Origin of the sequence: Virgibacillus ihumii (assembly GCF_902726655.1) — a bacterium.
Lineage (GTDB): Bacteria > Bacillota > Bacilli > Bacillales > Amphibacillaceae > Lentibacillus > Lentibacillus ihumii.
This window is the reverse complement of sequence record NZ_CACVAN010000001.1, coordinates 2,173,597-2,199,456: the sequence shown is the minus strand read 5'-3', so window position 1 is coordinate 2,199,456 and position 25,860 is coordinate 2,173,597. Positions and strand designations below refer to the sequence as shown.

Annotated in this window: 20 protein-coding genes; 17 read left to right on the top strand and 3 right to left on the bottom strand. The window is 41.5% G+C overall.

What is annotated here, in order from left to right; all coding sequences use genetic code 11:
• Positions 1 to 161 precede the first annotated feature (161 nt).
• The 6 genes from HUX68_RS10615 (at position 162) to HUX68_RS10590 (ending at position 8,947) form a co-directional block, all read left to right on the top strand.
• Positions 162 to 1,163, top strand: a complete 1,002-nt coding sequence (locus HUX68_RS10615; RefSeq protein WP_174614800.1) for a proline racemase family protein — start codon at positions 162 to 164, stop codon at positions 1,161 to 1,163.
• A 476-nt stretch (positions 1,164 to 1,639) separates the two neighbouring features.
• The gene (locus HUX68_RS10610; protein WP_174614799.1) at positions 1,640 to 3,682 is read left to right on the top strand and encodes a hydantoinase/oxoprolinase family protein; all 2,043 of its coding nucleotides are present in this window, start codon (positions 1,640 to 1,642) and stop codon (positions 3,680 to 3,682) included.
• The gene (locus HUX68_RS10605; RefSeq protein WP_174614798.1) at positions 3,675 to 5,390 is read left to right on the top strand and encodes a hydantoinase B/oxoprolinase family protein; all 1,716 of its coding nucleotides are present in this window, start codon (positions 3,675 to 3,677) and stop codon (positions 5,388 to 5,390) included. Before HUX68_RS10610 ends, HUX68_RS10605 begins: the two co-directional genes overlap by 8 nt.
• An 18-nt stretch (positions 5,391 to 5,408) precedes the next feature.
• Complete coding sequence (locus tag HUX68_RS10600) at positions 5,409 to 5,843, top strand: DUF3830 family protein (RefSeq protein WP_174614797.1); 435 nt, start codon at positions 5,409 to 5,411, stop codon at positions 5,841 to 5,843.
• 25 nt (positions 5,844 to 5,868) lie between these two features.
• A complete protein-coding gene (locus HUX68_RS10595) occupies positions 5,869 to 7,197 on the top strand; it encodes a purine-cytosine permease family protein (protein WP_174614796.1) in 1,329 nt (442 codons plus the stop codon).
• A gap of 970 nt (positions 7,198 to 8,167) precedes the next feature.
• Positions 8,168 to 8,947, top strand: coding sequence for a Cof-type HAD-IIB family hydrolase (locus HUX68_RS10590; protein WP_174614795.1), 780 nt, complete (start codon positions 8,168 to 8,170; stop codon positions 8,945 to 8,947).
• Between the two features lie 584 nt (positions 8,948 to 9,531).
• Here HUX68_RS10590 and HUX68_RS10585 read toward each other — a convergent pair.
• Complete coding sequence (locus HUX68_RS10585; RefSeq protein ID WP_174614794.1) at positions 9,532 to 10,812, bottom strand: acetyl-CoA hydrolase/transferase family protein; 1,281 nt, start codon at positions 10,810 to 10,812, stop codon at positions 9,532 to 9,534.
• Positions 10,813 to 11,191: 379 nt separating this feature from the next.
• On the opposite strand from HUX68_RS10585, the gene HUX68_RS10580 reads away from it, so the two are divergent.
• Positions 11,192 to 12,166 (top strand): ABC transporter substrate-binding protein, encoded by a 975-nt coding sequence (locus HUX68_RS10580; protein ID WP_217424802.1) that lies wholly within the window; start codon positions 11,192 to 11,194, stop codon positions 12,164 to 12,166.
• A gap of 57 nt (positions 12,167 to 12,223) precedes the next feature.
• Here the strand turns inward: HUX68_RS10580 and HUX68_RS10575 are convergent, their stop codons facing one another.
• Positions 12,224 to 13,516, bottom strand: a complete 1,293-nt coding sequence (locus HUX68_RS10575; protein ID WP_217424801.1) for a glycosyltransferase family 2 protein — start codon at positions 13,514 to 13,516, stop codon at positions 12,224 to 12,226.
• Between the two features lie 270 nt (positions 13,517 to 13,786).
• Between HUX68_RS10575 and HUX68_RS10570 the strand changes: the two genes are divergently transcribed.
• From HUX68_RS10570 to HUX68_RS10550, 5 genes are all read left to right on the top strand, one after another.
• A complete protein-coding gene (locus HUX68_RS10570; protein ID WP_174614793.1) occupies positions 13,787 to 14,584 on the top strand; it encodes an HAD family hydrolase in 798 nt (265 codons plus the stop codon).
• A gap of 240 nt (positions 14,585 to 14,824) precedes the next feature.
• Positions 14,825 to 16,465, top strand: a complete 1,641-nt coding sequence (locus HUX68_RS10565; RefSeq protein WP_174614792.1) for a M14 family metallopeptidase — start codon at positions 14,825 to 14,827, stop codon at positions 16,463 to 16,465.
• A 160-nt stretch (positions 16,466 to 16,625) separates the two neighbouring features.
• A complete protein-coding gene (locus tag HUX68_RS10560; RefSeq protein WP_246206661.1) occupies positions 16,626 to 18,464 on the top strand; it encodes an IS1182 family transposase in 1,839 nt (612 codons plus the stop codon).
• Positions 18,465 to 18,492: 28 nt separating this feature from the next.
• Positions 18,493 to 19,440, top strand: coding sequence for a nuclease-related domain-containing protein (locus HUX68_RS10555; RefSeq protein ID WP_174614791.1), 948 nt, complete (start codon positions 18,493 to 18,495; stop codon positions 19,438 to 19,440).
• On the top strand, positions 19,409 to 19,702 hold the full coding sequence (locus HUX68_RS10550) for a hypothetical protein (RefSeq protein ID WP_174614790.1): 294 nt from the start codon (positions 19,409 to 19,411) through the stop codon (positions 19,700 to 19,702). The genes HUX68_RS10555 and HUX68_RS10550 overlap by 32 nt, the downstream gene beginning before the upstream one ends.
• Positions 19,703 to 19,888: 186 nt before the next feature.
• Here HUX68_RS10550 and HUX68_RS10545 read toward each other — a convergent pair whose 3' ends face one another.
• Positions 19,889 to 20,974, bottom strand: coding sequence for a C40 family peptidase (locus HUX68_RS10545; protein WP_174614789.1), 1,086 nt, complete (start codon positions 20,972 to 20,974; stop codon positions 19,889 to 19,891).
• 309 nt (positions 20,975 to 21,283) lie between these two features.
• On the opposite strand from HUX68_RS10545, the gene rfbA reads away from it, so the two are divergent.
• The 5 genes from rfbA (at position 21,284) to HUX68_RS10520 (ending at position 25,858) form a co-directional block, all read left to right on the top strand.
• The gene (rfbA, locus tag HUX68_RS10540; protein ID WP_174614788.1) at positions 21,284 to 22,153 is read left to right on the top strand and encodes a glucose-1-phosphate thymidylyltransferase RfbA; all 870 of its coding nucleotides are present in this window, start codon (positions 21,284 to 21,286) and stop codon (positions 22,151 to 22,153) included.
• A gap of 128 nt (positions 22,154 to 22,281) precedes the next feature.
• Positions 22,282 to 22,827: a dTDP-4-dehydrorhamnose 3,5-epimerase gene (rfbC, locus tag HUX68_RS10535; RefSeq protein ID WP_174614787.1), complete on the top strand. Its 546-nt coding sequence runs from the start codon at positions 22,282 to 22,284 to the stop codon at positions 22,825 to 22,827.
• Positions 22,828 to 22,839: 12 nt separating this feature from the next.
• On the top strand, positions 22,840 to 23,847 hold the full coding sequence (gene rfbB, locus HUX68_RS10530; RefSeq protein ID WP_174614786.1) for a dTDP-glucose 4,6-dehydratase: 1,008 nt from the start codon (positions 22,840 to 22,842) through the stop codon (positions 23,845 to 23,847).
• A 12-nt stretch (positions 23,848 to 23,859) separates the two neighbouring features.
• Entirely contained in the window at positions 23,860 to 24,696 is an 837-nt protein-coding gene (gene rfbD, locus HUX68_RS10525; RefSeq protein ID WP_174614785.1) for a dTDP-4-dehydrorhamnose reductase, read from the top strand.
• 367 nt (positions 24,697 to 25,063) lie between these two features.
• Positions 25,064 to 25,858, top strand: a complete 795-nt coding sequence (locus HUX68_RS10520) for an ABC transporter permease (RefSeq protein ID WP_174614784.1) — start codon at positions 25,064 to 25,066, stop codon at positions 25,856 to 25,858.
• The last annotated feature ends 2 nt before the right edge of the window (positions 25,859 to 25,860 follow it).

Sequence of the window (25,860 nt, the reverse complement as noted above, 5' to 3'; positions counted from 1 at the left end):
GTTTAGTTTAAAAACCCGGTGAATTACTTTTTCTCCAATGGAATACATGGTGTACATTCCTTTCTTTTTAAAAAATTGAATTACTATTATTATATGATAACGCTTTCAAAAAATAAACTGAAATTTTTAAACACGCGATAATATATGGGGAGGTAAAAGATTTGGACTTTAATCGAATTATTTCGACTGTTGATCTACATGTCGCGGGAGAACCGTTACGGATTATCACAAGTGGTATTCCGCCAATCAAAGGCGGGACACAACCGGAGAAAAGATCCTATTGTATAAAACACCTGGATGACCTTCGGAAAACGTTAATGAACGAGCCGAGGGGCCACCATGGAATGTATGGGTGCATCATTACGCCGCCAGCAACAGAGCAAGCCGATTTTGGTGTATTGTTTATACATAATGAGGGTTGGAGTACCATGTGCGGTCACGGTATTATTGCGGTCGTTACGATGGTAATTGAAACCGGACATTTTACAGTGGAGGGGAATCAGCGAAAATTTACTATCGACAGTCCTGCTGGCCAAGTAGTTGCCTATGCACGGTGTGAAGGTCAACGAGTAATAGATGTTTCATTTGAAAATGTAGCTTCTTTTGTTTATGAAAAAGATTTCCCAGTAGATATAGATGGGAAGGCATTTACTGTTGATATTGTATTTGGTGGGGCTTTTTACGCGATTATTGATAGTGCTGAACTAAAATTACAGCTGGATAATGCATCTTTGCCGAACTTGCAGTCACTAGGTATGAAAATAAAACATAATATCGAAGCAAATTTGGATGTTAAGCACCCGCTTCAGGAAGATTTAAATGGAATTTACGGTGTTATTTTTTCGGGAAATCCCACCAATAAAGAAGCTGATTTAAAAAATGTAACCATATTTGCCGATCATCAAATTGATCGTTCCCCGTGTGGCACGGGGACAAGTGCCAGAGTAGCATTATTGTATGCAAACGGTGAATTAAAAAAAGGTGAACCTTTTGTTCATGAAAGTATTACGGGTGGTGTATTTCAAAGTGAAGTGCTGTCTGAAACGGAAGTGGAGTCATTCGAAGCTGTCAAACCGAAGATATCAGGTACAGCGAGCATCACCGCTTTCAATCAATTTGTAGTAGACGAGAGGGACATTATGCCGGAAGGGTTTTTACTATAAAAGGGTTCCTATTTTACCTGAATTTTTATTTATTATCATAATTGGCATAAGATTTGCAAGAGAATAACAGGATGCTAAATAAAAAATGGTCCGAATTTTATTCGTATTATTTTAAGGTTGGTTTAAACCGCAACCGGAGATTATAGCGTTGGTTTTCCCTTGATAGGGACTTTTTAACTAGATATGAGGATGTACAGTACTCAGATGAATTTACACTTACACAATAACCGCCAGGCTCCTTTACCATTTTGTATATATTAGATGGAGTGTATAGACTTTTAAACAATAATTCATGGGTGTTTAACAAATTATACAGTTTAAACAATAAGAGCGGGTTCCAATATATGAAGATATTTTTATTTTTAATAGTAATAATGAAAGCGGTTCCTAATTTAGGGAGGTGATTTTGTTCTGTTAAATTAATTGGAGCAGTTGTACTTTCGCGGAATGAATAATATTAAGGAGGCATTAGCCAAATGACAAAATATCGTTTAGCAGCTGACATAGGCGGCACATTTACTGATGTTGTATTATTCGATAAAGAAACAGGTGAGTATAAGAATGAGAAAGTTCCAACAACAAATGAAAATTTATCAGAAGGCGTTTTAAGTGGAATAGGCAGGATGGTACAGGATTTTAATGATGTGGATTTCTTTGTACACGGGACAACCGTTGGGCTCAACGCCTTTTTAGAGAGAAAAGGTTCAAAAATCGCTTTAATAGTTACATCCGGATTTAAGGATCTATATGAAATTGGACGGGCCAATCGCTCCGAGATTTACAATATACAATATCGCCAACCAGAACCTCTTATTAAACGCCGTGATGTCTATGAAGTAGATGAACGTGTTTTGGTGGATGGACATGTTGACACTCCAATAAATAGTGAAAGCTTGGATAAAGTAATCGATGAAATATCGAATGGTGATTATGATTCCGTATCTGTGTGCTTACTACATTCTTATAAGAATCCAGAGCATGAAAAACGCATTAAACAAAAGATTAACAAAAGTCTTCCTAGAATGTCAGTATCACTTTCACATGACGTAGTACGAGAGTGGCGTGAATATGAAAGGACAAGCACTACTGCAATTAATGCCTACATTGCACCAATTGTAGAGGACTATTTATTAAAATTTGAAGACGAAATAGATAACAGAGGATTGAATAGAGACCTGTATATTATGCAGTCAAATGGCGGGGTTATGACTTCTGAGATTGCTAAGTCTAAGCCGATCCAAACGCTTCTTTCTGGACCTGTTGGTGGCACAATGGGAAGTTTAACTCTTGGTCAACAAACGAAACAAGAAAACCTAATATGTGTAGATATGGGGGGAACTAGTTTCGATGTAAGTATGGTTATTAATGAGGAACCAGACGTCACTTCTGAAGCAAATATCGAAAAGTTTCCTATTCTGTCCCCTATGGTAAATATGCATACTATAGGTTCTGGTGGAGGCTCTATTGCCTGGATTGAGGGAGGTGGATTGCGAGTTGGTCCACATAGTGCTGGTGCTAATCCGGGACCTGCTTGCTACGGGAATGGTGGTACAAAAGCTACTGTGACAGATGCAAACTTAGTATTAGGTCGCATAGATGCTGAAGGTTTCCTTGGCGGAAAAATGAGACTTGATTGGAAAGCTGCGTACAATGCGATTGAAAACCTCGCTGAAAAGTTAGGGTTAACTGTAGTTGAGACTGCTGAAGGAATTTGTGATATTGCAAATGCAAAAATGGCAGATGCCATTAGGACATTAACTGTTTCGAAAGGTATCGACCCCAGAGATTTTTCGCTAGTTGCTTTTGGAGGAGCAGGTCCAATGCATTCTATGTTAATAGCAGATCACTTGGATATTAATAGAATATTGATTCCGACTGCAGCTGGCACTTTTTCAGCATGGGGAATGTTGCAAACGGATATTCGACATGATGACGTTCGTAATTATGTTTCATTATTGGAAAACACTGATTATGAAAAGATAATTAATCTCTATACCACTATGGAAGAAGAAGCGGAAGAAATTCTTAAACAACAAAATATTGGTAAAAAAGATATATATTTTAATCGATTGGTAGACCTGCGTTACGTGGGTCAAGAATATACTGTCACTGTTCCCTTAAAAGAAGGAAATATCAATAGTAAAGCCATCGATAATTTAAAGACAAGGTTCCATGAATCACATCTGGATATTTACGGTCATAATAATCCTGACGGAGCAGTTGAAGTGGTAAACCTACGAATCGTATCTATAGGAAAGCTTGAAAACAAAGAAACTATGCCGAGCACCGAAGAGTCTGTGGGCACACCCGAACCAATTAGAAGAAAACCAGTTATTTGGAATACCAAAGAAATTGAAACACCTGTCTATTCGACTAGTGATTTATCATTTGGACATATTATAAACGGACCAACAATTATTGAGTCCTCTACGTCAACAATTGTCGTTCCAGATAAATTTCTAGTAAAGGTTGATAATGTCGGAAATCTTGAAGTACTTAGGAGGAATATTAATGAGTGAAATTAAAGTTCCGGTTTTTTTGGAAAACCCAGTTACTACAGAGATAATCCGAAATGCATTAACTTCTTCGGCTGAAGAAATGAATGAGAGTTTAGCACGCAGTTCTTTCTCTCCAATCATTTATGAGATGAAAGACTGTAGTGTAGGAATTTATAACGAGGATGCGGAATTACTTGGACAATCTTCTGGTTTACCAATGTTTTTAGGAAACCTGGATGTATGTATAAAAGAAACCACAGAATTTATTGGCGGGAATGACAATTACAATCCTGGTGATATATATATTATGAATGATTCTTATATGGCAGGCTCCCACTTAAATGATATAACTATAATTTCACCGATTTTCTTTGAACAAGAACTAGTTGGTTTTTCAGCAACACGGGCCCACTGGTTAGACATTGGAGCGAAGGACCCCGGCTATCCAATGGACGCAATCGAAATATACCAAGAAGGAGTCAGAATACCACCTACCAAGATTTATGATGCTGGCGTCCCCCGAAGAGATATTATAAAACTTATTATTATGAACAGTAGATTAAGTAGTGATGCATTGGGTGATTTAAATGCACAAATTGCGGCTTGTAAAACCGGTGAGAAAAGAGTTTACGATATCATCAAAAAGCATGGACTTACAACATTCAGACGATCCATACAAGATATCTTTACGCAATCTGAAATCATGGATAAAGAACAGATTGCAAATATCCCCGATGGCGTTTATGAAGAAGAAGGCTTTTTAGACAACGATGGAGTTTCTAAAGCACCAGTTCCAGTAAAAGTTAAGGTAACGATTGAAGGGGAAAGTCTAACCATCGATTTGACTGGTTCAAGTCATCAGAAACAAGGTATGACTAATTGTGGTTTGGCACAAACGGTATCTGCTTGTCGTGTTGCCTTTAAACATATGATTGGACCAGACTCTCCAGTTACAGGTGGTAATTTCAAAACGATGGATATTATTGTTCCTAAGAGATCCATATTTAGCGCGGAAGAGCCTGCGGCTTGTGGATGGTATTTTACATCCCTGGGGTTGTTGATAGATTTGATTGTTAAAGCTTTATCCCCGGTATTAAAAGAGCAATCCGCAGCAGCACATTACGGAGATTCCATGGTTGTTACTATATCCGGACGAGAAGAAGATTCCACTCAACCATTTCTATATGTTGAACCAACAGCTGGCGGTTGGGGAGCATTTTCATCTAATGATGGACAATCCGGATTAATTAATAATTCTAATGGTGATTTTAAAAACATGCCGGTAGAGGTTCTTGAAGGAAAATATCCTATAAAAATTAATTCTTATTCCTTTCGAGAGAATTCGGGAGGGCCAGGAAAAACTAGGGGTGGTTTAGGCGTTATTAGAGAATATGAATTACGAAATAAGGCTAATCTGTCATTATGGTTTGAGAGGTCTCAGGATCCTGCTTGGGGGTTATTCGGTGGGAAATCAGGTGAACCACCTAAAGTTACCGTAAAAAGGGAGAATGAAGAAGAAAGTATGTTGAAGGTAAATGCCAAACCACTCTCTCAGGGAGACCGCGTTATTGTGGAAACTGGAGGGGGCGGTGGATTTGGAAGTCCCCTTGAACGTCCATTAGAGAATGTGTTGGAAGACATAATTGATGGATACATCGATAGTGAGACAGCACTACAGGAGTATGGTGTGATATTTGATGCAGAAACAAAAAATGTCTATCGAAAATAGATTAAGGCGAGGTGAACCATGAAGCATTTAAAAATTCGATTTGAAGGCGGAGAAGAATTATCCGCCACTCTACTTGAGGAATCGGCGCCTCTAACGTGTAAGGCAATTTGGGATTCACTTCCTTTTCAAAGTACCGTAACACAATCAAGATGGTCCGGTCGGGAAATAAATTTACGTTATGACAATGATAGCTATCCAATAAAGGAAAACCAGACGATTTATACAAGTAAAGGTGAAGTTTGCTATTGGCGTGATTGGGGCTGGGAGGGGGATAGCCCCCCTTCCCAAGCCATAGCAATTTATTACGGTGCCGAATTAGCAAGAAGTAACAAAGGAAATGAACTTGTTAACGTATTTGCGCAAATACACTTCAACCATTTCACTATACTTAATAAAATTGGCGAACGTGTATGGTTAAAAGGTGCAGAGAAAGTATGTTTTAAACGTAGTTAAAAATTTAAGAAGGAGGAGTACATTCATGCAGAAAAAGAATGATTCAGCACTATCTGCTGTACCATTATCAGAACGTCAACACTGGATTGTACCGGCCGCCATTTTTGGGGGATTGGAATTTGCAGTGCCCGTTATTATGGTAGGAGCAACACTTGCAGGGAGTTTTAGTTTAACTGAGATATTTTTCATACTGCTAATCGGGTTAGTAATTATACAATGGATTGGAAACGCTATACAAGGTTATTTGGGTGCAAAAACTGGACGTCCTTCATCCGTTATTGCAAGATCTAGTTTTGGGTCTATACAAGCCAGGTTTATCGTTGGTTTAGCACTTGTTATATTAAACGTGGGGTGGTTTGGCCTTAATACTGCTGTGGCGGGAAATGCTTTATCGGCCACACTTGGTATTGACTATAGCAATAATTGGGTAGTGTGGGCTATTATAACCACAATTTCAGGATTGTTATTCGCATTACCTGCTGTGATTGGGTATAGTTCTATGAAGTGGACAGATTATGTTGCAGTTCCCTCAGGGATTCTTCTTATTTCATCTGGTGTGTATTTTGCATTAAAAGATGCAAGTTGGGAAGCTATCTGGTCTTGGAATCCAGAGCCTTCAATGACAATTTTGGCTGCTATAAGTTTAGTATTAGGTGCTAATGTAGCCCAGTGGCTCATTGCATCAGATTATACTCGTTATTCCAAACCAACATTGAAAGATCAAACATTAATACCGTTAGGAATTGTAGTTATTGGATTGATTTTTTTCTTAACGGGATCTGTAATGTCTGTTGGAGTTGGTAACGCAGATATTGTGGCTGTAATGCAAGATTTAGGTTTCCCTTTTTGGGGATTTTTAATATTATGGGTTGCGTTATGGACAAGTCAAATGGTGGCGAGCTACTCAATTGGATTGGCTGCTGCTAATATGTTTAATATTGATACCAATAAAGGAAGAGCATTGCTAACATTTGTTGGCTCAATATTAGGAGTAGTTTTGGCATTAATTGGCATCCTAAGTTACTTCACGGAATTTTTGATTATTTTGGCGGTAATATATCCTGCCATTGCTGCAGTAATGTTCATTGATTTTTTCTTTATTAGGAAACAAGAATGGGAAGACAATAAGGGGTGGAACTGGATTGCTACTTTTGCAGTGCTATTAGGGGCTTTTGTAGGATATCTTACCCAGTACGTTGTAGTATTTGGAATTCCGGCACTTCAATCATTAGTAGTCTCTGGTTTTGTTTATTTAATTGGAATGAATTTAAAAGCCAAAATTAAGCCAGACCATTTTACAGAACGAAATGTATATAAAAATGATGTAGATAATGCTGGAGTAGTTAACAAATAATCAGATTAGACTGACAGTTAAAATCACATAAGTTTCAAAGTAACTTTTCTTAAGCTTTCTAATGGCATCAAGCAAAAAAATTACTGGGGATTTGGTTGTATCGACACGACCTTTATCGTCTGGGGTAGGGGTCGTGTTTTTGAATCTATTCCGGCCATTGGAAAAATTTTTCAATCAATTTTTGTTTATAGGTAATTTCGATCGATTTTTTTTGATATACTTCTTTTTTGGACGCTTATAAATATTAGTTTCGTATTCTTTCAAAACACTCATCTACTGGTTTCACCATTAATTAATGTATTAATAAAAAATGTTTCCTTGCTTACTATTTTATTACTCCCTGTATTACATGATACTGTGTTTTTATCAATTAAAGTTAGAATGAAAAAGAGCAGTGTTATAAACAAAGGGAAGGCTGAAAATGTGCCTGACGGGTTTGTGTTGTTTTCTCCCATTGCGATGAAATATAATGTCCCGCCGCCCATTCCGATTAAAAGGCAATCGAAATGAAAATACAAGCATGATAATATTAACCCCTTTCAAAGTAACGGCAACAATATATACCGACATAAGCATCATGGCTAATATGGTCGGAATAAAATATTGGAAAAGCTGTTAATAGTTGATTGTGACGGTACCGCTCGTTTACTAAACTCATTGTACTCCTCCACAAGGTACTAGTATTCCCACTCTAATTTATGGAATGCGGTATGTCTACGGAATATGGAGATTGTTTTTTCAGTAACGGAAAGTAGTTTTTTTAGATAATACTCAGGTATAATAGTATTAATCAAACGTTCGATGAAATGTGAAATGGATTGATGAAAAAGGTTTCAGTTAATAATGAGGAATTGCTCGAACTGTTGCAGGAAACTTTTTAAGAATATATGGCCATCTAATATGGATGGCTATTCTTTTTTCAAAAAAGGGATTATAATACACTTAGAATAGAAAAAGAAAGGAAGCTTCCATGACTCAAAACATAATATTTTTCGATATTGATAATACACTGCTTGATTCGGACAAAAATTTGCCGAAATCCACTAAAAAAGCAATCCAGGCATTGCAGGATGAAGGGCATATTGTTGCGATAGCCACCGGCCGGACTCCGTTTGCATTTGAAAATTTGCGTAAGGAGCTGGGGATTGAATCCTATGTTTCGCTGAACGGGCAGTATGTTGTTCATCAGGGGGAAGTAATTCATCAGCACCCACTTGATACAGAAGCATTACAGCAGTTAACCGATTATGCGTTGGAGCAGGACCATCCGGTTGTTTATGTTGATCATGAAGACTGGCGTTCTAACAAAGAGAATGATGAATCGGTTACCAATGCGATTGGTTCATTGAAAATTCCGCATGAAGTGAGTTATGATCCGGAGTATTACGTTGGCCGTGATATCTATCAGGGATTGCTTTTTTGCACGGATGGAGAGGAAGCGGAGTATGAAAAACGCTTCAGCCAATTCGATTTCATCCGCTGGCATCCTGCTTCAGTCGATGTTTTGCCGCAGGGTGGTTCGAAAGCACGCGGCATCGAAAAAGCAATCGAAAAAATGGAGGTTGCACCGGAGAATGTCTATGCATTTGGCGATGGCCGGAATGATATCGAAATGCTGCGCGCCGTTCAGAACAGCGTAGCGATGGGAAATGCTGAAGATATTGTGAAAGAAGCGGCGAAATCTGTCACGAAAAGCGTGGACGAAGATGGTATTGAACACGGCTTAAAGCTGGTTGGATTGCTGAAATAAAGTATTGTATGAATGAAAGGAGCGGGCTGGAGCCGTATAGATTCCAGTCCGCTTTCGTATTCCGACAAAAATATTGCCCGGGAAATATTTTGTCAAACGGTGCATTTTTCTAGGCGTAGTTTGGTTTGAATGAGGCTGTCTCTGGGAAATGATGTGGTTTTTCACTATCGTTCTACAGTTCATATTACGTGCTGACCTTTGGTAATATAGGAAATCGTGGATATAACGCTTGAAACCGTGGATAAATGACTCAAAATCGCGAATAAAGCTTTTGAAACCGCGGATAAACGACCTGAAATCGTGGATATAGCACATGAAAATCGCGCATAAATGTCCCGGAATCGCGGATATAGCACGTGAAATCGCGCATAAATGTCCCGAAATCGCGGATATAACACATGAAATCGCGCGTAAATGTTCCGGAATCACGAATATAACAGTTAAAACCGCACATATAAGTCCCGAACCCGCGGATATACCCCATATATTATTTCCCGTTATTAGTTAGAACAGGCCGAAAAGTTGTACCGCCATTCAAAAAACAGCACCTTCCCGCAAGAAGGTGCATTCGCAATATCTCCAGCTTACAAATACCCCATCTCTTTCGCTTCAAAAGTCAATTCGTCCCGGAACGCAGGATGAGCAATCCGAATCAACTCGCTCGTGCGTTCACGGATTGTTTTTCCGCGCAGTCTGGCGATTCCTTGCTCTGTTACGACATAATCAATGTCATTTTTGGATGTCGAAATGGGCGTACCGGGGCCCAGTGTTGGTCGGATTTTGGAAATGGAATCCCCTTTTGTGGTCGAATGCAGACATAATACGCCGCGGCCGCCTTCCGATAAGTGGGAAGCAAGCTGGAAGTCGGACTGGCCGCCGGTTGAGGACCAATACGTGTCGCCAATCTTTTCCGAATTGGCTTGTCCGAGGAAATCAATCTCCACACCGGCGTTTATTGTTACCAGATTTTTAACGCTGGCAAGGTTGGCCGCCGCATTTGTCTGACTGACCGGCATCATGTGCACCTCATCGTTTTCATGGAGGAAGTCATACAGTTTTCTGGAACCGTATGCAAAGGTAGCGGTCATTTTCCCTTTATGGAATGGGTTATTTGCGTTTGTTACGGATCCATTCTGGTATAATTCAATGATTTTTTCCGGAATCATTTCTGTATGCACACTCAGGTTTTGGTGGTTTTTCAGGTTATCGATAATTGCATTCGGTACCGAGCCAAACCCAATCTGCAGCACGTCACCATCGTTAATCAATCCCGCAACATACTCACCAATCACTTTATCTTTTTCTGAAAGGCGTGCTGCTGGAGCTTCCGGAAGCGGTGCGTCATTTTCAACCAATGCCGTTACATCCGAAATATGAATCTGGTTTTCGCCAAACGTTCTTGGCATATTCGGGTTGACCTCAAGCAGTACTGTTTTGGCAAATGGGAGTATTGCAGCTGTATGGTCACAATTCGTTCCAAGTGAAAAATAACCATTTTCGTCCATCGGCGACACAACCGCCATCACCACCTTGTCGGCTGGCTGCAGTTTCATGAGCCGTGGGACATCGGAAAAATGATTCGGCAGCAAATCGATTTTTCCTTCGTTAAATGCCTTCCGTTCAGTACCTCCCATAAACATGCTGATGATTTTCAGCTTGTCCGGTGCGACATCGATAACTTCATTGGACGAAAGCATTTGAAACAGGCGATTCCCCTGTAATCCATCATATGTTTCGAGCTGCTTCATTAATGTATATGGTTCCGCCGCCAGAATTGGTGTAACGATATCTTCACCTGGCTGGATATGTGCTACGGCCTCTTCTGCGGTGCAGCGTTTTTCCTCATAAAGTTTTGAAATATTCAATGGTGTATCCTCCTGCGCTGTTTTTTTACCACGTATAGTGTACTATGATTTGCTGAAAGTGGGAAGAGTATGTTTCAGGAGAGTGTGAATTGTAATTAAGTACATCATCTAATGTTCTAAAAGCCTTCTCAAGACCGAAATTCGTGAATGTATACAATTTATACTGCATAAAAAGTTTATATAATGTAAAGTAATAAAACAGTTTTTATTTGTAAACGATTTATGATATAGTTAAGCAGTGTTATAAAAATCCCCGCCCACGTTTTTTCAAATTTATTATTAGAAGTTGATACGTCGTGTACAGCGATGGTACCGGCCGCAGACCACAATTACATGAAAGACAATTTACAACAAAAATTAAGGGAGTGTTGTTACTGACATGAAAAAGTTTTACAAGCGTATTGCTATCATCATGATGATCATTCCAATGTTAGTGTTGACGGCATGTTCAGGATCAGGTGATAATTCTGACAAGGAAAGCAGCAGTAGTGGGGACACATCTGTTAAAGAACCAATCGTCTTTGCTGATGCAGGATGGGAAAGCATCCGATTTCACAATTGGGTGGCCCGCACCATTATCGAAGAGGGCTACGGATACTCGACCGATGTCACGCAAGGTTCCACCTCGGTAACAGTATTGGCTCTGCAGGACGGTGATATTGATGTTTATATGGAAATTTGGAAACAAAATATCAAAGCTGCCTGGGAAAAGGCTGTAGAGTCGGGGACTGTAAAGAAAGTATCGGTTAACTTTGATGATAATGTACAAGGTTTTTACGTTCCAACATATATGATTGAAGGGGATCCGGAGCGCGGAATCGAACCAATGACACCGGATCTGAAAACGACAGAGGATCTGGCTAAATATGCGGATGTATTCGATGGAAAATTGTATGGTTCGCCACTTGGCTGGAAGGCAGAAGAAATTGCTCAGAAGGAACTGAAGAAATACGGTCTGAAGGAAGAATTTAAATATATTCAACCTGGTTCAGGTGCATCACTCAAACAATCGATGGTGGAACATTACGAAGATGGCGAGCCATGGGTAGGCTATATGTGGGGACCAACCTGGATGCTGGGTATGTATGATATGACGTATCTGGAAGGGACTTTCCCGCAAAACGATGTTCTCGTCGCCATTAATAAAGAATTCGGCGAAACGGCGCCTGATGTTGTTGAGTTTTTGAGCAACTACAAAACAAGTGCCGATATCACGAATGCTGTACTGTCGGACATGCATAAAAATGATGTGAAGGCGAAAGCAAAAGCTAAAGATTGGCTTAAGAACAATCCAGATATATGGACGGAATGGGTTCCTGAAGATGTTGCCAAAAAAGTGCAGGAATCACTTTAAACTAAAAAACATCCAGCTGCGGCTGGATGTTTTTTATATAGCTGGCTAAAGGAACATTCAGTACCGAACATCTTCAACCGATTTCGCCACGGTGTGTGTGATCGGCTTCCACTTAACGTCCTTAAATAGGGCTGTAACAGCGATTGGAATATAAGTGAGCATAAACAATGGAAACGTGGTGGTATATGCTACTTTTTTCCACCTGGAACAATGAATTTCCTTCCATTCAGTCACGGTTGTAATCACACCGAGTATAAAGAGAATCACATAAATCCAGCCTACAGAACTGAGAAACGCTGCAGCCGTCGTACTAATAATGTTTTTCCCCTCTATTATCTCAAGCGTTCCAGCCAGAAAGAAAAACCCATTGACGGTAATACTGAGAAACGAAATGAGCGCGGCCGGCAGAATGGTCATGGCTATATCATAGCAGGAAAAGTTATTGCGCTTTCCCGTGAAAATGCCGCTGATTAATTTTTTGCCGTAATTGCCAAAAACCTGATAAAATCCCTTCGCCCAGCGCAATCGCTGTCTCCAGGACTGTTTAAAGGTCACCGGCTGCTCATCATAAAATACGGCATTTCTGCAGTACCCGATTTTTTCACCTTTTATAATTTGTGAAACGGAAAATTCGATGTCTTCCGTGAGCAAATGGTGAATCCATCCGCCATTTTTCTTGATCAGGCCGGCATGGACGAGAAATCCTGTGCCGGAAATGGCACAACTGGTATGAAGGGACATTCTTGGCAGATTGAGATATTCCGCTTCATGCAGAAACCATAGTGCATAGCCTGATGAAATCCAATTCTGGTCAAAATTCTTAGAGTTACGGTAGCTGGTGACGACTCTGTACCCGTTATTGAAAGTCGCGTTCATTCTTGCTATATAATGCTCATCAAGAAGATTGTCGGCATCAAACACAAAATAACCGGCATAGCCTTTCGATTCATATTCTTTTTCAATGATATTAAACATATAGTTGAGGGCGTAGCCTTTGCCAACCTGGTTTTTATTGAAACGTTTCCTGACCGTAGCTCCCGCTTGCTTTGCAGCTTCGGCCGTATTGTCGGTGCAATTGTCTGCGACGACGAAAATATCAATCAGGTCGTTGGGATACTTCTGATTCTTTATACTTTTTATCAGTTGCCTAATGACGAGTTCTTCATTTCGGGCAGCGATAACCACTGCATATTTATTAAGCTGGGTATTCTGCTGGTTCTGTTCGTATTTCTTGTTCTTTTTTATTTTAAAAGCAACAAACATGTACACGAACTGATAAGCGTAAAGTAATAGAAATATTAGAAATATAATCGTATTAAAGTTATTGATAAACGTTGCAGCTGAGTCCAAACTGATACCTCCACTAATTTGGCGTAATCTATCGGCTACCTGCTTTATTTAACAGATGAATCTATTATTTTTCAGCATCATTTTAACATGTATTCTTTTTGATAGCGTCAAAATTCGCATAAATTAATGTTAATTTAACACTGTTAAATGGATTGATAAGTTTTGTAAAATTTCATCGATCAAAATTTTATTGAATTTACACATGCAATTTACTTGCACTCAATATTCCAGTGTTAGCATGGGGATATAACCGAAAGAGGAGGAATATGATTGAGTGTTCGTGCAATGTTTATCGATATGGATGGCACGCTGTTAACAGCAGCAAACCGTATATCCGACCGAAACAGGACAGCCATTAACAGACTTGTTAACCAGGGAGTTAAGGTTTTTCTGGCCACAGGCCGGCACTATGAAATAACCGCGCCATACCATAAAGAACTTGGATTGCGATCACCGATGATTTGTTTGAATGGTGCTGTCACGCACGATGCGTTGACAGGAAGAGCGATGCAAATGAACACGCTTCGCTTGGATGAAGAACGGTTTTACCATTTAATAGGCAAAACCCCGTGCAATGTAATTATCCATACAGCAAACGGGTTTTATTGCAAAAATACAAATGAAGAAATTGATTATTGGACGCAGGTCGGGCAAATCGGACCGAAATATATTGGCGATTTACGGCATGCCAATTATCAGGATGTTTTAAAATACAGTATTCGAACGGGTGGACCATGCCGGGAATTATCTGCTTTGTTTAAAAAGGAAGCACAAGTAATTGATTGGGAGGATGGATTTGAGATGGTTGCTCCCGATATTTCGAAATGGTCTGCCATCAAAACCTTACTTGACGCATTTGGAATTAACCCGAGTGAGGCAGCAGCAATTGGCGATGGACCAAATGATACGGAGATGCTTCGCCGTGTCGGGATTGGCGCAGCAATGGGGAATGCCGGCAAGGAAGCCAAGGCAGCAGCTGACGTTGTAACAGGTCATCATGAAAAGGATGGTTTGGCGGAGTTTATTGAGCGCTATCTTGAGAAGTCGGTGGAGGCTGCTGTACTGTAGTTCCATTAAATATTTTTCTATAATCTTCGAACCAAAGCATGACCAGCTTGAGTATCAGCTGGTCATGCTTTTTTAAAATAGTCCTTATATCCTTTTCCATCTGTCTCTTTAGTGTATTTTTACTATTTGAAATTTAGACACTATTCCCCATTGTAATAAATTTCCATGATGCTAGACTGATAGTATATCGAAATAAAGGGAAGTTTGTTGACTTCTATCAAAAATAGAAAGGAAGGTTACATGTTGAAAAAACTCTCGTTTGTTCTTGCTTCGCTATTGCTCGCACTCTCTACGATCATGCTGACTCCTGCCGTTGCTGAAGCAGCATTTACATCTTATTTCGGAAAGTATTATTCACAACCGGAGCAGGTACTCGATCTTTACCCCGAACCGGACGTAGATTTTGATACACCGGCATTTGAAATAGAGGGGAAAAGTTTCACCTCCCAGGAAGAGATGATGTCGTTTCTTCACGAGCTTGATAATGAAAGCGATTTAGTTGAAATGACGAACATTGGAGAATCGATTGAGGGAAAAGAAATCCCGATGCTCACTTATCAAAAAGGTCCGAACCCTAAGAAGAAGCCGACTGTCTGGCTGCAGGCACAGATTCACGGAAATGAACCAGCAGCCGGTGAATCAGCTCTGGTAATGGCCAACAAGTTAGCAGGTGAATATGGCGAAAAGATTCTCGATAAAATAAATGTCATTATTGTTCCAAGGGTTAATCCGGATGGTTCGTATCTTTTTCAAAGAAGAACAGCAAATGGCCTGGATGCCAACCGTGACCATGTCAAGCTGGAACTTCCAGAGGTACAAGCTGTTCATAAAGCTTTGAATGATTATGATCCTGAAGTTGTTATTCAGGCCCATGAATACAGTGTGACCGAAAGTGATTGGGAAGGTGTTGGGGAACAAGGCGCATTAAAATACCACGATATTTTGTTGTTAACGGGAAGAAATTTGAATATCCCCAAAAAGATCAGAAACGTTGCCAACGACGTATATATTGAAGGCACCCTTAACACCTTATCCGACAATGGATTTTCAAACAGAACGTATTATTATGGTGCAGGTCTGAATGGTGAAAAACCGGTTATCCAGGAAGGCGGAACAGGTGCCAGAATTGGTCGTAACGCATTCGGTCTGCAGCCTTCTCTGTCTTTTCTTGTAGAAAGCCGCGGCATCGGTATCGGCCGGGAAAATTTTAAACGGCGTGTTGTCGGTCAAATCACTTCACATATGAGTATTATGGATATTACTGCTAAAAACGCCAAACAAATTGAAAAAATGGTAGCAAAGGTTCGAAAAGATGTTGTGAAAAAAGGCAGACAGGCTAACGATGATGATGAAATCGTTGTTGAAAGTGAACGTACGGTGCACCCGAATGAGAATCTGACCGTAGTAGACATTGCGGAAGGAGCAACAAAAGAGATTTCAGTAGCGTACCGAAGCTCGCTGGACAGTGTCCCAACATTGGTAAGAGAACGTCCAACCGCTTATATCATGCCGGCTTCGTTTGAGAAGGTGGCAAAGAAACTCCAAACGCAGGGCGTTGAGGTTAAAAAGCTCCGCAAGTCCGTTACACTGGAAGTGGGAAGCTACACTGTAACCGAGCAAAACATTGCAGATGATCCGTACGAGGGACATTACCTCAATAATGTGGAAACGGACATCACTACGGAAAAAGTTCATTTTCCTGAAGGGAGCTATGTTTACACCATGGCACAGCCAACAGCCAACCTGATTTCAGTTGCATTGGAACCTGAAAATGATAACAGCTATGTAACTTTTAACTATATCCCTGCGGATGAGGGGGATGAGGTGCCGGTGTATCGGTTTATGGGAAATAGGCATTTGAATGCGTATACGGTAGAATAATTGATTAGAAGAGGCTGGGACAAAACCCAGTAAAATAGAATAAGCGTGGTCTCCACCATTAAGTGGAAAGACCACGCTTATTTTTTTGCTTTTAATAAACAAAAAGGACACCTTCTGATAAAATTAAAGTAACCACACAATAATCATCGGAGGTGTCCTTATGTTTAAACATTATAACATGAATCAAGTGGTTTTGCCGTTAGATTTAGAAATAAAACTTCAAGAAGATGATATTGCTTACGCTGTGAATGACATAGTGGAAGCTATTCCGGATGATGCATTCATTAACTTTTTACGTGACACTGGTTGTCCAGCTTATCATCCACGCATGATGATGAAAATTATTTTATGTGCTTACACGCAATCTGTTTTCTCTGGCAGAAAGGTGGAAGGATTACTGAACGATAGTGTACGTATGATGTGGTTAGCCCAGGGATATGAGCCGAGTTATCGCACCATCAATCGATTCCGTGTTCATCCAGAGGTCAAAGAACTATTGCGTCAGTGCTTCGTGCAATTTCGTTGTCAGCTTGTACAGGAAGAACAGATAGATGAAGAAGCGATTTTTATGGACGGAACCAAAATCGAAGCGAATGCCAATAAGTATACATTTGTTTGGCGTAAAGCGATTGAAAAATACAGTGCCAATTTGGTGGAGAAGTCCAACCAGATGTATGATGAACTATTGGAAAAAGAAATTATTCCGGAAATCGAACGGGAAAGCGCAGATGAGCTATCTGCCGATGAGCTCGAAAAAGGAGTCGAAAAGCTGGATGAGAACGGTGAAGCGTATAATAAAAAAATCGAAGCAAGTGAAGATGGAAGCAAACGGAAACGGCTTCGCTCCGAACGCAAAACACCGAAACAATATCGTAAACAATTTAAGGATTACGTGGCACGCAAACAGAAATACCAGCAGGACATGGAATCCTTCGGAACACGCAACAGTTACTCCAAGTCAGATCATGATGCCACGTTTATGCGAATGAAAGATGACCATATGAGAAATGGCCAACTGAAAGCAGGCTATAATGTGCAACTTGCGACAGAAGGACAATATGCGCTCGCTTATGATGTGTTTCCAAACCCGACAGATACACGTACATTCATTCCTTTTCTGGATCATATCGAGGAACGTTTCTTTAAGCTACCGACGTATATTGTCGCTGACGCAGGCTATGGAAGTGAACAAAACTACGAAGACGTCATCGAGAATCGGAAACGCACGCCACTGATTACGTATAACCAATACCGTAAAGAGAAGAAAAAGAAATATAAGGAAAACGCCTTTAATGTAGCCAATTGGGAATATAGCGAGGAAAATGATACCTTTACCTGTCCGAATGGTAAAAGATTAACCTTCCGCTATATGTCCAACCGAACAGACCGATATGGTTATACAAGGACATTTAAAGTTTATGAATGTGAAGACTGTTCCGGTTGTCCGTTACGATCCCAATGCACCAAAGCAAAGGAAGGCCATAACCGAAGAATTTATTATAACCAAAAGTGGGAGCAACAAAAAGCATATACGAGACAACAGCTTTCGGAAAAAGAAACTGGTGAAATTTACGGTAAACGTAAAATTGAGGTGGAACCAGTCTTCGGATTCTTGAAGGCTAATTTGCGTTTCACCCGTTTTTCTGTACGGGGCAAAGAGAAAGTGGAAAATGAATTAGGATTTGCATTCATGGCGGTGAACTTGCGAAAGTACACTGCCATGAACGTAAATCAACCAACAGATCATAAAAATAATCCAAATCAAAATGGTTCCGATCACCAACAATCGATGATCGGAACCATTTTTAAGTTATTTTTGGCTAGTTATGTCCCAGCCTCTTTTTTTTTGAAAAATAAATTTTGCATTCGAAACACGATCCATATTTTGATTAGGTATGAGGTTTTGGTATTTTGGATCGTTTTGGTACTCAAAAATTCCATTTTGCAGGTGATGCAGTCTATTTTGACAAATTTTAATTTGAAAGGAAGTGTTTTATAATAGAATGAAAAACAGGAAGTGAACATGAATGAAAATCAGAACACGTAAAAAGCCACGGCCGCTTGTGAAGCTTGACGCTATCATTCCAAGGCTGGCACCCAATTACCCCAGACTATCCGAAATGAAGCAGGATGCTGCTAAACGTCAGCGCGGCTATATTGGCGAAAAGAAAGTGGACTATTACCTCGACAATCTCGCCTCCAGATACACAATTATCCAGGATGTATGCCTCCAAGTAAATGGAAAAGCTTCCCAATCCGACAATGTTATTTGCGGAAAACACGCCATTTACCTTGTAGAAGCGAAACATTTCAAGGATAAGATCATCTTTAACACTAACCTCCGACAGCTCATCCGTAGCGACGGAACTATTGAATCCGGCTTCGAATACCCGATCACACAAATCGAAAACCAACAATTTCACCTGCAAAATTATTTATTCCAGCATAACATGCCCGACATTCCCATCCATTATTTTGTCGCCATCGCCGATCCCTCCACCATTATTGAAGTGGCAGGGGATGAAAAAGAGCTAGCAAAAGTTGTCGCACATGGTGCCCGCATTCCTTCCATGATACTGGAGAAAGAACAAGTATTGGCAGATGCTGGTCAGAAACAGTTGCCGGATTGGAAAATAGGAAAGCAGATCTTACGCGATTGCATCGAGTATGATCGTGATATTATCAGGCAGTACGGCATTCAACTGCGGGATTTGTCACCTGGAGTGATGTGTCCGGAGTGCAGGTTACTGGGGATGCAGCGGGTGTATAAAGGATGGAAGTGTGTAAAGTGTGGGTTATTTTCAATAGATGCACATAAGACTGCATTAGAAGATTTTTTTATTTTGTTTAGGCCGTATATTAGAAATTCCGAGTGTATGAAATGGTTGCGATTCGATTCAAAAAATATTGCTACTAAGCTGTTAAGAGATTTTGGTCTGAATTATGATGAAAATTATAGGATATGGAGGCTTTGAAAGGATACAGCCCGGACTCGGGAGAGAATGCGTAAAAGTCGGGAGAGAGCAGCCCGAACTCGGGAGAGAATGCGTGAAAGTCGGGAGAGAGCAGCCCGAACTCGGGGGAGAACGCGTAAAAGTCGGGAGAGAGCAGCTTGAACTCGGGAAAGAATGCGTAAAAGTCGGGAGAGAGCAGCCCGAACTCGGGAGAGAATGCGTAAAAGTCGGGAGAGAGCAGCCCGAACTCGGGAGAGAATGCGTAAAAGTCGGGAGAGAGTAGCCCGGACTCGGGAGAGAATACGTAAAAGTCGGGAGAGAGCAGCCCGAACTCGGGAGAGAATGCATAAAAGTCTGGAGAGAATAGCTCAAACTCACGAGTCAGTTGATTTTCGGCCCCTGCCGAAAATCTTCTTATCAAATTAAAAAAGCCATTCGGTCAGAACCGAATGGCTTTCTGCATAATAAATTAATAAAACCGCTTAAAGCTATCAAAATGTTTGCTCCAATACGGGTTGTCCAGGTTGGTGATTTCTACTCCGTCTGCGCTGGCGTGGATGAATTCATTATTGCCGAGATAAACGCCCATGTGGGAGATGCCTGATGTATAGGTGTTTTCGAAAAATACGAGATCTCCGACTTGTGGGTTGTTTACATAGAATGCGCGGTTAAAGTAGCTGGCGCTGGACATGCGGCTGATGTCTTTGCCTGCCTGATTATATACGTAATGAATAAATCCGCTGCAGTCGAATCCGGATGGTGAGCTGCCGCCCCATGCATAGCCGACGCCTGTTAGACTTTTGGCGGTGCTGATCAGCTCGTTTACGTTATAGTCTGTGTCAACGGCAGATCCGCTTGAATTTGAGCCGGAATTGCTGGATGAATCAGAATCCGAACCTGCACCCTCACCTGCATCAGATCCTGCCGCCGATGATCCAATATTCAACTTCTGCCCAACGTAAATCAAGCTGGACGACAATTCATTCCACCGTTTTAGTTCCCTGACTGAAACGCCATACTGTGCGCCGATTTCAGATAGTGTGTCTCCGGATTTAACCGTATATACCGTCGCGGAACCAGTTGCCGGTTCGCTTGTCGAAGTATTAGAGTCGGAGCTGGAATCATTATTAGACTCGCCACCGCCATTTTTCGTCACAACAAACACATCACCAGGATAAATCATCCAGGAATCGAGGTTATTCCACTTCATCAACTGAGATAATGAAATATTATGTTTTGATGCGATACCGCTCAGCGTGTCACCGCTCTTCACTTTATATGTAGACTTACCATTATTATTAGTAGATTGATTGGTAGAATTAGAGTTAGAGTTGGATGATGTTTCCAGTATTTGATTTGGGAAAATTAAGTTGCTGCTTAAGTCGTTCCAGTCCTTTAAGTTTGCGACGCTCGTATTGTGTTTCTGTGCTATGCCCCAAAGTGAATCGCCGCTTTTAACTTTGTATGAAGCAGCTTCGGCATCCTGAACACCAATAAAAGCTGACGCAATGAAAGCACTTGCAGTTACCGACATGAATATTTTCTTATTGGTCAAATCTGTTAATCTCCCTTCATGTAGTTTTGGTAGAAATTACATATAAGTATAGCATGAGTGTGTAAAATATTAATAGAACTTTGTCGTATTTGTAATATGAATGTAATACTGTAATTTTTTCGCAATTTGATAGTTTTGCAGATTTCGACATTGGTGCCAGGAATATAGGGTTTCGCACCTATTTTTTCAGACGGACACAATATTTCGGACTTTTAACAATGTAAAAAAAACTAAACATGAAAGATATTTTATCCGGGGTTCTGCTGGGTTATAATGATAGCAAATCTTACCGGAATTGGAGATATACAGATGAAAGGAATAATTCTTGCGGGGGGAAGCGGCACGAGGCTTTACCCGCTGACGAGGTCCATATCGAAACAATTGCTACCGGTGTACGACAAACCGATGATCTATTATCCGCTTTCCATTCTGATGCTTGCCGGGATCACGGACATTTTGGTTATTTCAACGCCAAAGGATTTGCCGCGTTTTCAGGAATTGCTTGGTGACGGCACCGAGCTTGGTATTTCATTATCTTATCAAGAGCAGCCGTCGCCGGATGGAATCGCGCAGGCATTTGTTTTGGCGGAAGACTTTATCGGGGATGATCATGTTGCGCTCATACTAGGAGATAACATTTTTTACGGGCAGGGCATGACGAACTTACTGGAAAAAGCATCTAACAGACAAAATGGTGCGACCATTTTCGGATACTATGTAAACAACCCGGAGCGGTTCGGGGTTATTGATTTCGATGCGAATGGAACGGTTGAATCGATTGTGGAAAAACCGCAGCAGCCTGCGTCGAATTACGCGGTTACCGGGCTGTATTTTTATGATAATCGGGTTGTTGATTTTGCAAAAAAACTGACACCTTCCGACCGCGGCGAACTCGAAATTACCGACTTGAATCAGATGTATCTCGAGGCAGGGGACTTGCAGGTTGAACAGTTGGGGCGAGGTTTTGCCTGGTTGGATACCGGTACACATGAATCGCTGCTGGAAGCTTCCCAGTTTATTGAAGTAATCGAAAAACGGCAGAGCCTGAAAATTGCCTGTCTGGAGGAAATTGCTTATTTGAAAGGCTACATTTCAAAAGAACAGCTGAAGGAACTTGCCGAAGGGTTGATTAAAAGTTCATATGGGAAGTATTTAATGAAGAGTATTGACCGAAAATGATGGTATGGAGTGGAGATAAACGCACTCGCGCATTATATTAATGGAAAATAAACGCACCAACAAACATTAATCAAATCAACACAAGCATTAATCGAAATAAACAACCAAACAGAAACCGAGGTATACCAATGAACATAACCGAAACCAAACTTCCGGGAGTCCTAATCATTGAGCCGGCGGTATTCGAGGATAACCGGGGCTTCTTTATGGAATCATACAACCAAAAGAAATTTGCTGAAAAGGGGATTCATAACGAATTTGTACAGGACAACCATTCCCTGTCGGCAGCAAAAGGTGTGCTGAGGGGACTGCATTATCAGGCCAATCCGATGGCACAGGCGAAACTGGTCCGGTGTATACGTGGTGAGATCTTTGATGTTGCGGTTGATATCCGGAAAGATTCACCGACATTTGGCGAGTGGACTAGCACTACATTGAGCGCCGACAATAAAAAACAACTGCTCGTGCCGAAAGGGTTTGCCCATGGATTTTGTACATTGACCGAAAATGTGGAAGTTTTGTACAAAGTTGATGAATTTTATGCGCCGGAACACGATAAGGGCATACGCTGGAACGACCCGGAAATCGGCATCAACTGGCCGCTTGCTGATCCGGTGCTTTCTGAAAAAGACCGGCAGCAGCCATTTCTGTCAGAAGCGGGGATCAACTTTTAGGAGGAACATGCGATGAAACTACTTATCACAGGCGGTGCCGGATTTATCGGCAGCAACTTTGTCCAGTATATGCTGAAAAACTATCCGGAGTATGAAGTTGTTAATCTGGACGCGCTGACTTATGCCGGGAATCTGGAAAACTTAAAAAAGCTTGAAAACAGCCAAAACTACACATTCGTAAAAGGCGACATCACCGATCGCGCCACAGTGGATGCGCTGTTTCAAAAAGAAAACTTCGATGCGGTCGTCAATTTTGCTGCCGAGTCACATGTTGACAGAAGCATCAACGAGCCGGATGTATTTGTCAGTACGAATATTATGGGCACGCAGGTTTTGCTGGACGTGGCGAAAAAATACAATACGCAGAAATATGTTCAGGTGTCCACCGATGAAGTATACGGGTCGCTGGATACGGACGGGAGCTTTACGGAAAATTCGCCGATTGCACCGAACAGTCCGTACAGTGCGAGCAAAGCAAGTGCGGATCTGCTTGTCCGCTCCTATTACAAAACGTACAACTTTCCGGTGAACATCACGCGCTGTTCGAATAATTACGGAGCATATCAGTTTCCCGAGAAGCTGATTCCGTTAATGATCAACAATGTTCGGGAAGGCCGGGAAATCCCAATCTACGGCGACGGGCAAAACGTCCGTGACTGGATATACGTTGAGGACCACAGCCGCGCGCTTGACCGCGTGCTTCATGATGGCAAGCCCGGGGAAATTTATAATATCGGATCAAACAATGAGCATTCCAATCTGGACATGGCAAAAATGCTCCTTAACCTGATGGATGCGCCGGAATCGCTGATTACATTTGTACCTGACCGGAAAGGACACGATTTCCGGTATGCGATTGATGCATCAAAAATCAGTACTGAACTGGGGTGGGAGCCCGGGTATTCATTTGAAACGGGACTCCAGGAAACAGTTGACTGGTACAGGAACAATCAGGATTGGCTGAATCACGTCGTATCCGGCGATTATCGGGAATATTACAGTGCATATTACTCCAAGTAAAGAAGGTTTAACATGATTGTTATGGTGACAGGCGCAAGCGGGCAACTGGGTTATGATATAATGAATCAATTAAATTCGACAAAATTCGACATTCACGCACCATCAAGCAACGAATTGGACATCACGAACCAGGATGAGATTTCGGCCTTCGTTGAGCATATCAAGCCGGACGTGATCATCCATGCGGCGGCATATACCAATGTCGAGGAGGCTGAAACGGACCGACGGAAAGCGTATAACGTGAATGTCAATGGCACACGGAACATCGCTTCCGCCGCTGAAAAAATCAATGCGAAAGTGTGTTATATCAGCACAGACTTTGTTTTCGACGGGACGGCTGTTCAGCCATATCAGGAGTTTGATCCGCCGAACCCCGTAAATGAATACGGGAAAACGAAATGGTTAGGTGAAGAGCTTCTCCGGGGGCTCAGCACGAGATGGTTTATTGTCCGGACCTCCTGGATTTTTGGGGAAAACGGAAAAAATTTTGTCTCAACGATGCTCCGGCTGGCGGAAACAAGAGATACATTGCAGGTTGTGTACGATGAAATCGGCTCCCCAACCTATACGCCGGATTTGGCAGAATTTCTGATTGAACTCATTCAGACTGAAAAATATGGAATCTACCATGCGAGCAACAGCGGCATCTGTTCAAGGCATGAATTGGCTGAAGCCATCTTTCAAGAGGCCGGCATCTCGATCAAAGTCGAGCCGATTATCAGCGGTCAGTTTGCCAGCAAAGCAACCCGCCCGAAATATTCGGTGCTGGGAAACGATGCGTTAATCTATAACGGGTTCCAACCGCTCAGGGAGTGGAGACAGGCATTACAAGCGTATCTTGGAAAATAGAAAAAGCTTAATAGTGTATAGGTTGCCGGATAAACGTGCGAATTCTCGCGCAAATGTGTGAACTGCCGGTCGAAACGTGCGAACTCTCTCGCAAATGAGCGAACTACCGGTCGAAACGTGCGAACTCTCTCGCAAATGAGCGAACTGCTGGTTGAAACGTGCGAACTCTCGAGCAAACGTGCGAACTACCAGTCCAAACGAGCGAAGTCCCGCGCGAAACGAGCGAACTAGCGGTCGAAACGTGCGAAGTCTCGCCCAAACGATCGAACTGCCGCTTCAAACGTGCGAATTCTCGAGCAAACGTGCGAACTCTCGCACAAACGCACGAACCGAACGAACTACCGCATAAACGATAGGAGTAAGAAATGTGACATTAACATCGATAATTCGAGATTATATAGATAACATTAAAAAATACAAATATCTCATGTCTATATTAGTAAGAAAAGATTTTAAAAAGAAATATAAAGATTCGGTGCTGGGTGTATTGTGGAGCTTTTTAAACCCGCTCCTGATCATGATTATCATGACGATTATTTTTTCCAACTTGTTTGGCACGCAAATCGCCAATTTCCCGGTATATCTGCTGACGGCAAAACTGCTGCTTGATTTCTTTAAGTCGAGCACCAATCAGGGGATGCGGTCGATGCGGGCGCATGCCGGGCTGATTAAAAAAGTGCCGATGCCGAGGTATATTTTTACGGCAGCAAAAGTCAATTCGAATTTTGTCTTTTTCCTTATATCCCTGACAGTCCTGATATCGGTCATGATTGTCACGACGCATGGCATCACCTGGTATGTGCTGTACGCACCGATATTTCTGATCTTTCTTTATTTCATGTGCTTTGGTGCCAGCTTGATTCTGGCAACGATCATGGTCTTTTTCCGGGATATTGAACACCTGCATGCGGTGGCGATGACGGCGCTCAGCTATGCATCCGTCATCTTCTATCCGGTCGAAATTATTCCGGAAGAATACCGGTTTTTACTCTTGTTTAACCCGGTCTATTATTATATTGAAGGATTCAGGCAGGTGGTCTATTACGGCTTGCCTCCCGACTGGACCAATATTGTGATGTGCATCGTCCTTGGAGTTGGGGCAACAATCCTTGGCATGTATGTGTTTCAGAAACATCAGGATAAATTTATTCTGCACGTATAGGT